The organism is Catenovulum sediminis, assembly GCF_007289895.1.
GTDB classification, from domain to species: domain Bacteria; phylum Pseudomonadota; class Gammaproteobacteria; order Enterobacterales; family Alteromonadaceae; genus Catenovulum; species Catenovulum sediminis.
This window is the reverse complement of the sequence record NZ_CP041660.1, coordinates 2,377,883-2,392,083: the sequence shown is the minus strand read 5'-3', so window position 1 is coordinate 2,392,083 and position 14,201 is coordinate 2,377,883. Positions and strand designations below refer to the sequence as shown.

Annotated in this window: 14 protein-coding genes; 5 read left to right on the top strand and 9 right to left on the bottom strand. The window is 40.9% G+C overall.

The window, feature by feature from the left end; genetic code table 11:
- Positions 1-7: 7 nt before the first annotated feature.
- Both FNT16_RS09850 and proB read right to left on the bottom strand, forming a co-directional pair.
- Complete coding sequence (locus FNT16_RS09850) at positions 8-1,258, bottom strand: glutamate-5-semialdehyde dehydrogenase (RefSeq protein WP_143871423.1); 1,251 nt, start codon at positions 1,256-1,258, stop codon at positions 8-10.
- A 12-nt stretch (positions 1,259-1,270) separates the two neighbouring features.
- Positions 1,271-2,371, bottom strand: a complete 1,101-nt coding sequence (gene proB, locus FNT16_RS09845) for a glutamate 5-kinase (protein WP_143871422.1) — start codon at positions 2,369-2,371, stop codon at positions 1,271-1,273.
- Between the two features lie 227 nt (positions 2,372-2,598).
- On the opposite strand from proB, the gene FNT16_RS09840 reads away from it, so the two are divergent.
- Positions 2,599-3,786 carry a GAK system CofD-like protein gene (locus tag FNT16_RS09840; protein WP_143871421.1) on the top strand — a complete coding sequence of 396 codons (1,188 nt, stop codon included), beginning with the start codon at positions 2,599-2,601 and terminating at the stop codon, positions 3,784-3,786.
- Positions 3,787-3,830: 44 nt separating this feature from the next.
- Here the strand turns inward: FNT16_RS09840 and speE are convergent, their stop codons facing one another.
- On the bottom strand, positions 3,831-4,685 hold the full coding sequence (speE, locus tag FNT16_RS09835) for a polyamine aminopropyltransferase (RefSeq protein ID WP_143871420.1): 855 nt from the start codon (positions 4,683-4,685) through the stop codon (positions 3,831-3,833).
- Between the two features lie 166 nt (positions 4,686-4,851).
- Between speE and speA the strand changes: the two genes are divergently transcribed.
- Positions 4,852-6,735: a biosynthetic arginine decarboxylase gene (speA, locus tag FNT16_RS09830; protein WP_143871419.1), complete on the top strand. Its 1,884-nt coding sequence runs from the start codon at positions 4,852-4,854 to the stop codon at positions 6,733-6,735.
- Positions 6,736-6,769: 34 nt separating this feature from the next.
- Here speA and FNT16_RS09825 read toward each other — a convergent pair whose 3' ends face one another.
- Positions 6,770-7,057: a YuxH family protein gene (locus FNT16_RS09825; protein ID WP_143871418.1), complete on the bottom strand. Its 288-nt coding sequence runs from the start codon at positions 7,055-7,057 to the stop codon at positions 6,770-6,772.
- Entirely contained in the window at positions 7,027-7,989 is a 963-nt protein-coding gene (locus FNT16_RS09820) for an EAL and HDOD domain-containing protein (RefSeq protein WP_143871417.1), read from the bottom strand. Before FNT16_RS09820 ends, FNT16_RS09825 begins: the two co-directional genes overlap by 31 nt.
- 370 nt (positions 7,990-8,359) lie before the next feature.
- Here FNT16_RS09820 and rpoH point away from each other — a divergent pair, with 370 nt between their 5' ends.
- From rpoH to gloA2, 3 genes are all read left to right on the top strand, one after another.
- The gene (gene rpoH, locus FNT16_RS09815) at positions 8,360-9,220 is read left to right on the top strand and encodes an RNA polymerase sigma factor RpoH (RefSeq protein WP_143871416.1); all 861 of its coding nucleotides are present in this window, start codon (positions 8,360-8,362) and stop codon (positions 9,218-9,220) included.
- A 69-nt stretch (positions 9,221-9,289) separates the two neighbouring features.
- Positions 9,290-9,541, top strand: coding sequence for a YkgJ family cysteine cluster protein (locus tag FNT16_RS09810; RefSeq protein ID WP_143871415.1), 252 nt, complete (start codon positions 9,290-9,292; stop codon positions 9,539-9,541).
- Positions 9,542-9,560: 19 nt separating this feature from the next.
- Positions 9,561-9,950 carry an SMU1112c/YaeR family gloxylase I-like metalloprotein gene (gene gloA2, locus FNT16_RS09805; protein WP_143871414.1) on the top strand — a complete coding sequence of 130 codons (390 nt, stop codon included), beginning with the start codon at positions 9,561-9,563 and terminating at the stop codon, positions 9,948-9,950.
- Positions 9,951-10,077: 127 nt separating this feature from the next.
- Here the strand turns inward: gloA2 and FNT16_RS09800 are convergent, their stop codons facing one another.
- The 4 genes from FNT16_RS09800 to FNT16_RS09785 are packed head-to-tail and all read right to left on the bottom strand — an operon-like array spanning position 10,078 to position 14,098.
- Complete coding sequence (locus FNT16_RS09800) at positions 10,078-11,175, bottom strand: PepSY-associated TM helix domain-containing protein (RefSeq protein WP_246072192.1); 1,098 nt, start codon at positions 11,173-11,175, stop codon at positions 10,078-10,080.
- A 58-nt stretch (positions 11,176-11,233) separates the two neighbouring features.
- Positions 11,234-11,617 (bottom strand): ATP-binding protein, encoded by a 384-nt coding sequence (locus FNT16_RS09795; RefSeq protein WP_143871413.1) that lies wholly within the window; start codon positions 11,615-11,617, stop codon positions 11,234-11,236.
- A complete protein-coding gene (locus FNT16_RS09790; RefSeq protein WP_143871412.1) occupies positions 11,618-13,435 on the bottom strand; it encodes a flotillin family protein in 1,818 nt (605 codons plus the stop codon).
- 24 nt (positions 13,436-13,459) lie between these two features.
- Positions 13,460-14,098, bottom strand: a complete 639-nt coding sequence (locus FNT16_RS09785) for an OB-fold-containig protein (RefSeq protein WP_143871411.1) — start codon at positions 14,096-14,098, stop codon at positions 13,460-13,462.
- Between the last annotated feature and the right edge of the window lie 103 nt (positions 14,099-14,201).

The window sequence follows — 14,201 nt, the reverse complement described above, 5'->3', positions numbered from 1 at the left end:
TTAAAAATCAAGGTCGAATTTGTCCTTCTCCTAACACAACAAATTTTTGTGTTGTCAAACTTTCTAGCCCCATAGGGCCATAAGCGTGTAACTTAGAGGTAGAAATACCAATTTCCGCACCTAACCCCAATTGCCCGCCGTCAGAAAAGCGCGAAGATGCATTGACCATTACGACGGCACTATTTACTCGACGAATAAACTCATTGGATCGTTGGTAGTCTTGAGTACAGATAACTTCAGTATGACCCGAGCTATATTGTTCAAGGTGCGCAATCGCTGCGTCAAAGTCATCTACAATTCGAACCGCTATTTCTAAGGCTAGATATTCAGCATCCCAATCTGCATCAGTTGCCGCTTCAGCCTGTTGAAAGTAACCAATACTTTTTTCACACGCATGAATTTTTACGTCTTCTTGTTGTAATGCTGCCGCGGCCATTGGCATAAAACTTTCAGCCTGCGCTGCATCGACAAGTAAGGTCTCCAGTGCATTACACACACCCGTTCTTTGAGTTTTGCCATTTAGCAATAAGCCCAATGCCATTTGGTTGTCAGCACCTTTATCCACGTATAAATGACATACGCCTTTAAAATGCTGAATAACAGGAATTCGACTGTTTTCAGTTACGAAACGAATTAGACCTTCTCCCCCACGCGGGATGATTAAATCAATGTCTTCGGATAATGTCATTAATTCATTCATGACTGCTCGGTCTGGATCAGGAACCACACTAATAGCATTCGCATCGATATTTTGTTCAATTAAAGCTTCGTGCAAACATTTAGCGATAACTAAATTAGAATGTAACGCTTCTTTACCCCCCCGTAAAATCACCGCGTTGCCTGATTTTAAACACAAAGCTGCTGCTTCTGCAGTGACATTAGGGCGCGCTTCGTAAATCATTGCAATAACGCCTAAAGGTATACGCATTTTACCTACGCGCATACCATTGGGTCTAAGTTTCATGTCAGAAATGCTACCCACTGGATCCGCTAAACTGGTGACTTCTAACAGCGCGTTTGATAGATCGTCAATTCTTTGCGGCGTTAAACGCAATCGGTCTATCATCGCCTCTGTTAAGCCATTCGCTTTTCCTGCGTCTAAGTCTTTCTGATTTTCCAACAGGATAAGTTCTGTTCTTTCAACTAGTTTGGCAGCCATTGCTTTTAATGCTGCATCTTTTTGCGCTGTGCTTAAATTAGCGACAGAAAATGAAGCTTTGCGTGCTTCTTTTGCCATTTTAGCAATAGAAAAATTCATTTGTAATTACCTTTAAAGTATCACTAGGTCATCTCGGTGAATGACAACTTCACTCGGACAAAAACCGAGTATCTCTGAAATTTTTTGACTTTGCACACCTTTTATTTTGGCCAATTCGATCCCCGAATACTGACAAATTCCCTTGCCAATTGGACGACCATCCGGATCACAAATCAGTACCGCATCGCCTTTGTTAAAAGTGCCCTCAACAGCTCTGATTCCGATGCTCAATAACGACGCGCCTTGTTTGAGCAAAGCTTTCGCCGCACCGGTATCAACCAGTATTTTGCCTTGTTCCTTTAAAGTGTACTGCAACCAATGTTTACGCGCTTTTTTGGGGCTGGCTTGCCGTTTAAACCAACTGCCTTGCTGCTCACCTTGTAATAAGCGGTCAAAAACCTGTCCTTTAGTACCATTCACAATTAATGTATGAACACCATTAACCGTTGCTTTTTCAGCCGCTTCAATCTTGGTTCGCATTCCGCCGGTTGCGATTTTATTACTGGTGCCACCTGCTAATGCGTAAATTGATGGTGTGACACTTTCAATGTTGGCAATCAATTTAGCGTCCGGATTCGTGCGAGGGTCGGCTGTATATAATCCGTCAATATCACTGCATATCATCAACATATCCGCATCAGCAACTTGCGAGACTAAAGCCGCTAAGTTGTCATTGTCACCCACTTTTAACTCCTGAGTGGCAACCGTGTCATTTTCGTTGACGATAGGCAATATGCCATTATTCAATAATTCACGAATGGTATTTTTAATGTTTACATAACGGCGACGATCTGAGAGGTCATCATGTGTTAACAGTATTTGCGCGCACGGAAAATCGAAAAAACGCGCCCAATTCGCCATCATGCGAGTCTGCCCCACTGCCGCCATTGCTTGCTTTTCCGCTATTGACGGTACGTCTCCGTGCGTAATTAAACCCCTTCCGGCAGCCACACTTCCACTGGAAACCAATACAATTTCTTTGCCTTTTAAACGGCATTCTGAAATATATCGTGCGATCGGCAGTAAAAACTGACCACTGCAGGCTTTTCCATCGGGTGCTATCAACGCACTGCCTACCTTAACAACGCCTCTGTGCCAGTCAAACAAACTCATTTACCATTATTCCGTTTACTTAAAACTCATTTAAAACTAATGTGCCATTATATACTTAAAATTAATTAAGATGCATAAAGCGCAGCTAAATTAACCAGTCACCTTTGTGTAATGTCTAAAAAACAACCGAATAAATGAGCGATAATTCAAACATTCAACGATTGGTTTTAACTTCTGCCATAAAACCCTGCTATTATCATGTGTAGTCTTTAACAAAATTTACGATTATGAGCTCTGATTCGTTGGCAATAAAAATCCCCAGCACAATCCTCCCGCTGACCACTCGCACTAAAAATCAGGCGTCAGCCCGACTACTATTTTTTAGTGGTGGGAGTGCCCTTGCTGGTTTTAGCCGAACCTTAAAAAAACATACGCAAAATAGCCAACATTTAATTACCACCTTTGATTCAGGTGGCTGTTCTGCACAACTGCGCAAATTTTTTAAAATGCCAGCAGTGGGTGATATTCGAAATCGTTTGTTAGCGTTGGCCGACAATAAGCAACCCGCTGTTTCGCATCTAATTCATATCTTAGGCTTGCGATTTGCAAAACACGGCAGTCCAGATTGTTTAAAACAAACTTTGCTTAGTTTGACTGATCTTGAAAACCCACTGTATGCATCCGTTGGTCTAGACTCAAGCAAAACGATCATTTTTTACCTAAATTACTTTGCTCAACATATGCCTGCCGATTTTGATTTGCGCAACAGCAGTGTTGGCAATCTATGTTTGGCAGCCGCCTATTTGCATCATAATCGAAATTTACAAGCGGTTATTGACGAATTTAGTCAGCTACTGGCGCTTCAAGGACAGGTTTATCCCGTCATTAATGGATACTATGATTTAACGGCTGAATTAATAGACGGCCGTGTGGTATCCGGTCAGCACAAATTAACAGGTAAAGAAGTATCACCATTAACCTGCAAAATTAAATCGGTCTATTTAACTGCACCAGAAAATCATCATCTTTCCGTTGAAATTAGCGCAGAGAAAGAAGTTATCGATTCAATCAAACACGCAGAGCTAATTTGCTATCCGCCGGGAAGCTTTTACTCCAGCGTGATTGCCAATTTATTACCCAAAGGGATTGGACACACAATTTCACAAAACCCTTGCCACAAAGTCTATATTCCCAACCTAGCCAAAGATCCTGAACAGTTAGACATGAGCCTGTTGGACTGCGTGCAAACGATACTTAAATACCTGAAAAAAGATGCACCCACCGCATCTAATATAAATTTGCTAACATGGGTGTTAATGGATGAAAATCAATATTCGCTGGCGGATAAACAAGATATCGATGCGATTATTGAATTGGGTATAAACATTAAAACAAGCGTTTTAATTAGCCAACGCTCTGCGCCTTATTATGACCCAACTTTATTGAGCGAGTGTTTAACATCACTGGCTCAATAATTGAATTATCAAGCATTTTCAATGTTTAGAATTAATGTTTGAAATTAAAGCACTTTAGCTAAAAATCGCGGTAATTTCATCGCAGCTTGATGGGTTTCAGCACTGTAGTACTCCACTAGCTGCTCAAAAGCTTTTGCATCTTGCTTTCGAAATACGCCAAATTCACCATTTTTCTTAGCCAGCGTACAAGACCAATAACCACTGGGATAAATTGGTTGAGGGAATGGGATCGTCTGCACAGCCGAAAAGCCCACATCAGTCATTGCATCGCGCATCTCTTTCATAAGCTTCTGGTGTAAAATAGGTGATTCACTTTGTTGTACCAAAATGCCATCTGAGCGCAGGGCTTTTAAACAACTGGTATAAAAAGCATGGTTGAACAGTCCTTCGCCCGGCCCTATCGGATCCGTTGAATCAACAATAATCACATCAATCGATTCAGGCAACGCGTCTTGCATATATTTAATACCGTCAGCAAATAAAATATGCGCTCTGGGATCATCATTTTTATCACACAACTCAGGGAAATATTCCAATGCCATTTCGGTCACCAGTTTATCGATATCGATTTGATGAACCGATTCAACCGAACTGTGTTTGAGTACCTCTCGTAATGTACCACAATCCCCACCACCGATAATAACCACATTTTTTGGATTTGGATGAGTAAACAAGGCAGGATGAGACATCATCTCATGATACAGAAAGTTTTCTCTGCTACTCACCATAGTACAACCGTCTATCACCATTAAATAACCAAAATCGGTTGTTTTATAGATCTCGACTTTCTGAAAAGGTGACTGCTTCTCAACCACCTTGTGTTCAATTCTTAATGAAAAGGCTGAACCTGTGTTGTCACATTGTTCAGTAAACCAGTCGGGTGATGAAAAATCAGACATCAGCTTTCCTCTATTTATATGGCGCTACGAAATTGCGCGAATTTTGCCAGTGTTCGAAGCATCAGGCAATCAAAAAGATACAGAAAAAGTTAACACATGCTAGCCGCTATCAAAATATACGATTACACTTACGCCAACTACATTTTTACCACGCATTAAGAGCGGAATGACAGATAATTTAACTTCCCAAGCCAAGCATATATATAACATCGCCAATTGGAGTGATGGTTATTTTGATATCGATAACTCAGGCCATCTCGTTGTACAGCCCAAGGGGAAACCGCAAACGCAAGTTCAGTTTACGCAAATCGTACAATCGTTAAAAGAGGCTGGGTTGCGCCTTCCGGTGTTACTGCGTTTCACCGATATTTTGCGCGACAGGGTACAAAGCTTAAACGAGGCTTTTAACCAAGCAATAGAGCAATATCAGTATCAGGGGCGTTATACTCCTGTTTATCCGATAAAAGTAAATCAACAGCACAGTGTTGTTGAACAGTTATTAAAAGCACGTCCGCAAATTGGCTTGGAAGCAGGTAGTAAACCCGAACTTTTGGCGATTTTAGGAGTAACCGACTCACCTTTAAATATAGTCTGTAATGGATACAAAGACAGAGAGTTTTTACAACTGGCTATTGCAGGCCAACAAATGGGCCACACGGTATACGTGGTGGTTGAAAAGCTATCTGAATTAGAGAGCTTATTAAAAGAATCCAGCCAGATGCAAGCAGCACCATCTATTGGGATACGAATTCGTTTAAACTCTGTTGGTAAAGGGCGCTGGCAAAACTCAGGCGGCGAAAAAGGAAAATTTGGTTTAACCTCACATCAGTTATTGCAAGCGATTAGTTTACTTAAAGCGCACAATAAATTGGAGCTATTTCGCTTAGTGCATTTTCACATTGGTTCACAAATCGCCAATATTCGGGACATTCAGATTGCGATTAAAGAATGTGCACGCTATTACGCCGAGCTAAAAATGATGGGTGTACCAATAAATACAATTGATGTGGGTGGTGGACTCGGTGTTGATTATGAAGGTAGTGGGAGTCGCAGCCAGTGCTCTATGAATTACGATATGTCTGAGTACGCTCGTAATATTGTCGGCGGTATCAGCGAAGTTTGTGCCGAGCAAAACTTGCCGCAGCCCAATATTATTACTGAATCAGGCCGGGCAATGACGGCTCATCATGCTGTCTTAATAACTAACGTAATCGATGTTGAAAAACCGATTCAAAACACGCCCCCTTTTGATATTAGCGAAGATGCACCCATTGAAACGCTAGAAATGGCAAAAATTTATGAAAACCTGTCTACTCGACGTGCATTGGAGTGTTATCACGATGCTTTGCATTATTTCAGCGAGGCACAGCAAAAATTCACCATGGGATTAATCAGTTTATCTCATTGGGCGGAGCTGGAAAGCACCTACTTTTCGACTTTGCACTTAATTCGCAGTGAGCTTGATGCAAATGCCCGCGCGCATCGAAGCATCAAAGAAGAATTAGATGAAAAATTAGCGCACAAATTATTTTGTAATTTCTCGTTATTCCAATCATTACCAGATGCTTGGGGCATTCAGCAAATCTTTCCGGTAATGCCACTTAGCCAGCTCAATCAAAAATTGACGCAGCGTGCAATAATTCAGGATATCACTTGCGATTCAGATGGACAGATTAAACAATATGCAGATGGCATGGGTTTAGAAGCGAGTTTGCCAATACCTGAGTATCAGGCCGATCAGGGTTTTTATTTGGGCATGTTTATGGTTGGAGCTTACCAAGAAATTTTAGGTGATATGCATAACTTATTCGGTGATACAGACTCTGCGCACCTAGAATTTGATGCCCAAGGGCAGATTAAAATAAACCATATCTTACAGGGTGATACTGCAGAGTCTGTATTGAAAACCGTGCATTTTCAAAAACAAACTTTGCTAGACAACTATCAAACCCAGCTATCTAAAAGCGACTTGTCGACTCGTCAAAAAGATCGACTCTATAGCCAGCTCAAAATAGGTATTGAAGGCTACACCTACTTCGAAGATGAATAGCCTTAAAAGCGTGAATAAGAGGAGGTCTCTCGTGTTATGTTGAGACCTCTGCTTTAACCTTTGCCGACCATACCAGAGATTCTTGATAAAACTCATGCACATCAACCATCGAAATAGCCGATACAGCTGCCATCTCTTCAGCTTTATCCCAAAGCGCTTGTTCGTAATAAAGTACCAACTTTAGATATAAACCCAATTGCCCGTTTCGTTGCGTTAATGCCATTTTCAACTCATCCGCGACCGGCAGTTTTTCAACGACAAAATCCATGGGTTCATCAAGCATCGCATCGACTAAACTGAAAAGCCCAGCCAAAAATGCCATTGGCGGATTTTCACTATCCCCTTGTTAATAGCAAGGTGGCTACAAAATCTTGCCCTGATTAAAGACAGCGTCATAATCTCATCAGGTTTTTCATTACATGCATTTGCCAATGCCATCAGTGATATAAATTTTTTCAGTTCAACTTCGCCCATATAAATTGCAGCGTGCTTAAGTGAGGTAATTTTCTGCCCAGTCCCTATCGCAGGGCTATTTATAAAACGCAGTAATTTGTATGACAATGCAACGTCCTGTTCAATAATTTCAGCTACTTTTTGCATGTCCATATTGGCAGACGCGGTTTGTCCGACTAAACGCATCAAATTGAGTTTACTAGGCTGCATTTGCTTTGATTTTAACACTTCAGGCCTTGCAAAAAAGTAGCCCTGATATAAATCAAAACCTAAAGTTTTTAGTTTTTCAAACTCCTCTTTAGTTTCCACTTTTTCAGCGAGTAACTTTACCCCTGAGCCAGCGATTCGCCTGATATATTTTGAAATTTGAATAATGTTAAACTGCCTTACATCTACTTTAATCATGTCAATGTAAGGTAAAAAGATATCCCATTTGGGGTCAAAATCATGGTCATCTAAAGCAAGGGAATACCCCATCTTTTTTAATGCGCGACATGAATCTAACAACTCTTCACTAACGGAAACGGATTCAAGAATTTCAATCACTACATTTTTCGGATCGAGCGAAGTCGGAAACCTATGAATTAAGGTATCTTCATAAAAATTAATAAAAACACATTTGCCATCTGTAATTTTTTCTAACCCACCTGTTAAGTGGTTACCGGATAAAATTTGTGATGTTGCTTTATCGGGACAAATATCAGGAAAGGTATTTTCAAAACTATCTCTAAATAACAGCTCATAACCACATATTTCCTGCTCTACATCTAAAATTGCCTGTCTTGCTACATAGGCATACATACACCGAATCTCCAACACAACTCATTAATAATTTTGCAACATTAGAAGGATACGTTTGTTTACATAAAATAGCTAGAAATTACTTTGCAGTCGCACACTTATGACCTGAGTTGTTAATATGCCTTCTAATATGCCTTCTAATATGTCTTCACTTTATAAAGAGTGCTGACAACGGTTTGTCGGGTGGTATTGCTTCAAAAAATAATAAAAAATGAATATTCATTATCATTCGTCTATGAACTTATTTGACTTTTAGCACTCAATGAGTAAGAGTGCTAACTAAGAGTTAGCACTCGATTATTGAGAGTGCTAAATTACAGTGATAAAATAGTCACGTTTAAAAGTTTTACTGAAACAACTGGAGTGAATCATGACAACTTCTGCATCTAATGCCTTAATGTTGATCCCGAATACTGGGAGCCTTGATGCGTATGTCCAGAGTGTAAACAGTATCCCGGTACTAACAGCCGAGCAGGAAAAAAGTTTAGCTGAGCGTTTATTTAATGACGGTGATCTGGAAGCCGCACAACAATTAATTATGTCGCATTTGCGCTTTGTGGTTCATATTGCTAAAAGCTATTCCGGTTATGGGTTACCACAAGCCGACTTAATTCAAGAAGGTAATGTTGGCTTGATGAAAGCAGTCAGACGTTTTGACCCTTCTGTTGGGGTACGACTTGTTTCTTTTGCAGTGCATTGGATAAAAGCTGAAATTCACGAATATGTTCTTAAAAACTGGCGTATCGTGAAAGTTGCGACCACTAAAGCGCAACGTAAATTATTTTTTAACCTACGTAAATCTAAAAAAAGATTAGGTTGGTTTAATAACGCAGAAGTCGACCGCGTAGCTGGAGATTTAGGCGTTAGCCGCAGCGAAGTATTGGAAATGGAAAGCCGCATGAGCAATCAAGATCAGGCTTTTGATTTAACCAATGATGATAATGAAGATACCGCATTTGCTCCGGCTCAATTTTTAGAAGATAGTCATTCAGACGTTGCTGAAAATGTAGAGAACCATCAATGGGAAGATCATGCAAACAGCCGATTATTGCATGCTATCGCAACATTAGATGAACGCAGCCAAGACATTATTCGCGCCCGTTGGTTAGATGATGGTAATAAAATCACATTACAAGAACTGGCTGAAAAATATAGTGTGTCTGCAGAGCGTGTACGTCAGCTAGAATCAAACGCAATGAAAAAGCTGAAAAACGCGATGGGCGAGCTGTAACAGTAAACAACTTCATATTGTGCTAAAGTAGCCGGCTTGCCGGCTATTTTTGTTTTTGGAGTAGTACCTATGCAGTGTATTCCTGGCTGCGGTGCATGTTGTATCGCACCCTCTATAACAACCCCCATTCCTGGGATGCCACACGGTAAAGCAGCTGGTGAACGATGTATTCAATTAGATGAAAATAATCTCTGTAAAATATTTAACCAACCAGAGCGACCAAAAGTGTGTAGCGCCTTTACCGCAGACCCAGCCATCTGTGGCGACAGTAAAGAAAGCGCACTTTACATTATCTCCAGTTTAGAATCGCAAACTCAATAAGTTAATATCGGAAATTTATATGATCAAACTCAAAGCGGTACATCATGTAGCGATAATTTGTTCAGATTATCAGCGCTCAAAAAACTTTTACTGTCAAATTTTAGGCTTGCCTATTATCGCAGAGACATACAGAGAACACAGAGATTCCTACAAACTTGATTTGGCTGTAAATCAACATTGCCAGATTGAACTATTTTCATTTCCGAATCCCCCCAAGCGTCCTTCAAAACCCGAAGCGCAAGGCCTACGGCATTTAGCTTTTGTCGTTGAAAGTGTTGCCGACAGTAAAGTTGAGCTAGAAAAAAAGGGTATACTAGTAGAAGAAATACGAACAGATGAACTCACTGGCAAACAATTCACTTTTTTTCAGGACCCTGATGGACTACCGCTTGAACTTTATCAAGCATAACTCAGTATATTAGAGTGCCAATGCTGACACTCTTAATATCATTAACCATTAGAACTGATAGGTTACGCCTAAGTTCACCGTAGTCCCTAGCCCTTTCGCATCTCTTTGCACACCAATTTCACCCAACTCACTTCCGAGTAACCCACATATAGACACCTGTAGCAGCAAAAAGCACAGGAAAAAAACAAATAACGAACCAGAGAAACTGGACAATTGGACCTGCAAAATCACCAATGTGAAACTTATATCTAAAGTTCCAGACTTGGGTTGAAAAGCCAGCCTTGCTTCCATCTTGAACTTGCAATACCTGCGCGGTATAAGGATCCATCCAGACATAACTATATGCATGGGTTTCTCCCGGCATCTGCATTCGTAGCATTAAAGGTTGTGATGTCTCGTTTGGAAAATAAACACGATATAACTGAGCCTCAGGCAAAGCTGACATACCTTGTTTTATCGAGTTTTCAACGTCATAACCCGCTGCTTTTGACAATACCAAAGGTGCAGGTTTACGGTACTCTATCGGTTGATTGAGTGCTTTTTCTACCAGCCATGCTGTTTGTTGTGACCAGTTAAACGCAATACCACTAAAAGCAATCAGCATTAAAGGCAGAAAAAAATAAACACCTAATACTGTATGCACTTGATTGTAAAAAACTTTACGTTTTGCAGTAAACTTTACTTTTAAACGTTTCAGCCTTTTTTTCGGTCTTATCCAAAGAATAAATCCAATCAATACTTCTAAAATCAGCAATAGCGCTACACTCGAAACCCAATTGCGCAGCGGTGTTGTACCATCTTCATTTTTTAATACTAACCACCGATGCAGCGCCATGGTAAAACCGTATAGGGTTTGATAATAATCATACCGCTGTAATACTTCAGCGGTATAGGGGTTAATGCTGACGTAGTCACCGTTATTTAACTGTGCTTGCCAAGCTAAATCAGGTTGTTGTTCCACCGTAATAAAATTAATGTCAAAACCCGCCTTTTTTTGCACCTTTTGTACAATGTGGGCAATGTGGGCAATGTTTAATGGTCGGTCTGTTGGTTCGACAGTCCAAATATGCGGATGAACAAGACGTTGAATGTCTTTTGCGTAGATTAAAATTGCGCCTGTTAAGCTTAGAATGAATAAAAATAAACAAGTCACCCAAGCGATTGCGAGGTGAATACGACGTAAATAAATTTTTAGCACGGCTTTATGTTGGTTAAATAAAAACAAGCATGATAACACAAATGAGATTCATTACTAAAAACAAAATGGTAAACCGAGTTTTGCTTTACGCCTGCCAGCGCTTTTTCATATCGTCAATACTGGCTTGTGAAACATTGTGGATATTCTGCCATGTTCCTTTACAGTGAATAACTTCTATCTCCGCTTGGTATTTGTCTGCCAATTGATGATAGATCTGCATCTCCCATAATTCGACGAATGTATTTGCTACGATCACATCAAAGTCGAGCGAGAGATAATACTCGCATTGCCCCTGACACCAAATATGCGCATCTTTAATTCGTCTAGCATTGTAGCGGTAACTTCCGTCATCTTGCGTGAAAAAATGATCCGCCTCTAGATGTACTGCAAAAGTTTGTTGTGCAAGCTTTTCAGCTAAAGTAGATTTGCCCGAGCCGGGCAAACCTCTGATTAATGTTAACTTTGGCACTTATTGCGCAGCACCATTATTTGCAGGGCTGTTTACGGCTTTACTGTTGGCAATATTATTGTTTTGCAGCGGGGTCGCACTTTCACTGATTTCAGCTTGCCCTGATGCTGTCGAGACAGATTGGGTCAACTGAGATAGCGCTTGACTACCTAGTCCGTCAATCCCGACTTCTTTAAGTAATGCATCCACTAAAGGTGCCTGACTGCGATAGCGTAAAGCGGCATCTGCAACACTATCAGCCACATTATTACTTGATTGCACTGAATCATGTGAGCCGTTTGAACCCGCCATTAAACCACCATTCATTTGCACAATTTTAATGCCGTCAATATTCTCCATCGGTTTAACAGATTCACGTACAATTTCAGGTAAATGTTTATACAAGGCCAGTTTTAGTTGATACTCAATCTGAGATTGTGACAATAAATTGTCCGCTTCGTGCAGTGCTTTTTTACCTTCTGCTTCAACTCGGTAAGTTTCAGCTTTTGCTTGAGCGGTAATTTTTTCAGCTTTTGCTTGGGCCTCTGCTGCAATATTAATTTTATCCGCTTGTGCTTGCGCTTCTGTTTTTAGTGCATCAGCTTTATCTAACGCAGCTGATTTTTCTGCTTCTGCCGCAACCTGAATTGAAACTGCGGCTTTCTCAGCTTCTTCTTTTGCTTTGATTAATTCAATATTCTTACGACGTTCGGCTACGGCAGTTTCTCGCACACTAATAACCTGCTCTTCTGCAGCTACCGCTGACGATTCTGCTTTTTTCGCTTCGGCCTTAGCGGCAGATTCTTGCTCTGATTTAGCCGCAAGCGCAATGGCTTTATCTTGCTCTGCGATTTCTAACAAACTTTGTGAACGAATTTCAGCTTCGCGCAAACGTTTTTGCTTTTCAATTTCTAGAGCTTCAATTTCTTGCTCTTTTGCGATACGTGCTTCTTCAACCGAACGTTCTGCAGAAATGCGTGCCAACTGTGCCTCTTGTTCTTGTTTCGCTTTATCTTTTTCAATTTCTGCATTTTGTGCCGCGCGCGTCACTTCAATTTCTCTATGTTGCTGAATGCGGGCATGCTCTGACTGACGCGCAATATTTAGTTGTTGTTCTTCCGCTTCTAAATTACGTTGTTTAATCAGCGTCTCGTTTTCGCGCTCGATATCATTACGGACTTTTTTACGTTCCTCTGTAATTTTAGTCAGTTGAGTTAAACCTTCAGCATCAAAAGCATTGTCGACACGGAAGAATTTAGGGTCTGTTTGGTCCATTGCTGTGAGCGATACAGACTCTAGCTCTAAACCGTTCTTCTCTAAATCGATACGCACATTATTTTGCACACGCTGCACAAAATCCGAGCGCATTTCGTGCAATTCCTGCATCGACATTTCGGCCGCACTTGCGCGCAATACATCAACAAACTTACCTTCAATTAGCGCTTTTAGTGCATCAACTTGCAAGGTTCGTTTACCCAAAGTCTGCGCGGCAGTGGCAATCGCTTCTGAATTTGGGGCAACTCTTAAGTAAAACTCAACTGTTACATCGACGCGCATTCTGTCTTTGGTTATCAGCGCCTGATCTGCACTACGGTGCACTTCTAACTTTAATGTATTCATGTTTACCGGAATAATATCCTGCAAGACAGGCAGAACGATAGCTCCACCATCTTTAATAACTTTCTCGCCACCCAAACCGGTTCTGACAAACGACACTTCTTTCGATGCACGCTGGTAGAGTTTGGAAAAAATGATCCCGATGAGCAATAAACTCACCAACCCGATACCCGCTACAACACCCATAAAATATAAGTTTTCTATCTGAAAAGTTGATTGCATAACGCTTGTTTCCTTTTTCCTTGGTTAAATATCCAGAGGCCGTGCAATATAATGCCCGCCTGCAGACCTTTCTACGATGACAATCTGACAACCTGTCGGCAATTCATGTGCTTCAGGTGCCACCATGACAAAATGTTTCTGTTTAAACTGATCGACAATTTCCGCTTCTGCTGGAAAATCGGCTCGTGCCGTTCCGCGAATAATACGCCCAGCCATACCAATAAAAGTTTGGTGACTCACAGCAGAACTTTCGTTTTTAGGTAATACTTGTAACAGTTTGTGCCCCAGATGATGCAAACTAAATACGGTAAAAAACAAACAAAGCGGCAAGGCTAATAAGTTGGGCAAAAACGTATTTGAAAGCTTGATTGACAGCATTTGTATCGCCAACCCGCTAATTGCAAAAGAGGATAGAAAAAGCGTTAACCACATCATAAAGGGTAAACGTCCCAGATTTAGCCAACTCATTAAAGCAGCTAAGGTCCCTAGTGAAGCAGCGTCCATTTCACTTTGCAGATCAATATCTGGCAACGCATCATCCACCAGCGACAAGATCCCAAACCCAACGAGTTGCGCACCCCCCTCAAAAATGGCTAATGCCAATAACAATGCCAACGCAGAACTATAAATCACATTGGCATCTGCCAATAAAAATTCAAGCATAGTCTAACTCCATGATCCATTTGAATTGATAATGACATAATATGTCATACGAATACAAGGTGTTTTTTGTATTCTATTAACAAAATAGATGCAAAGATATAAC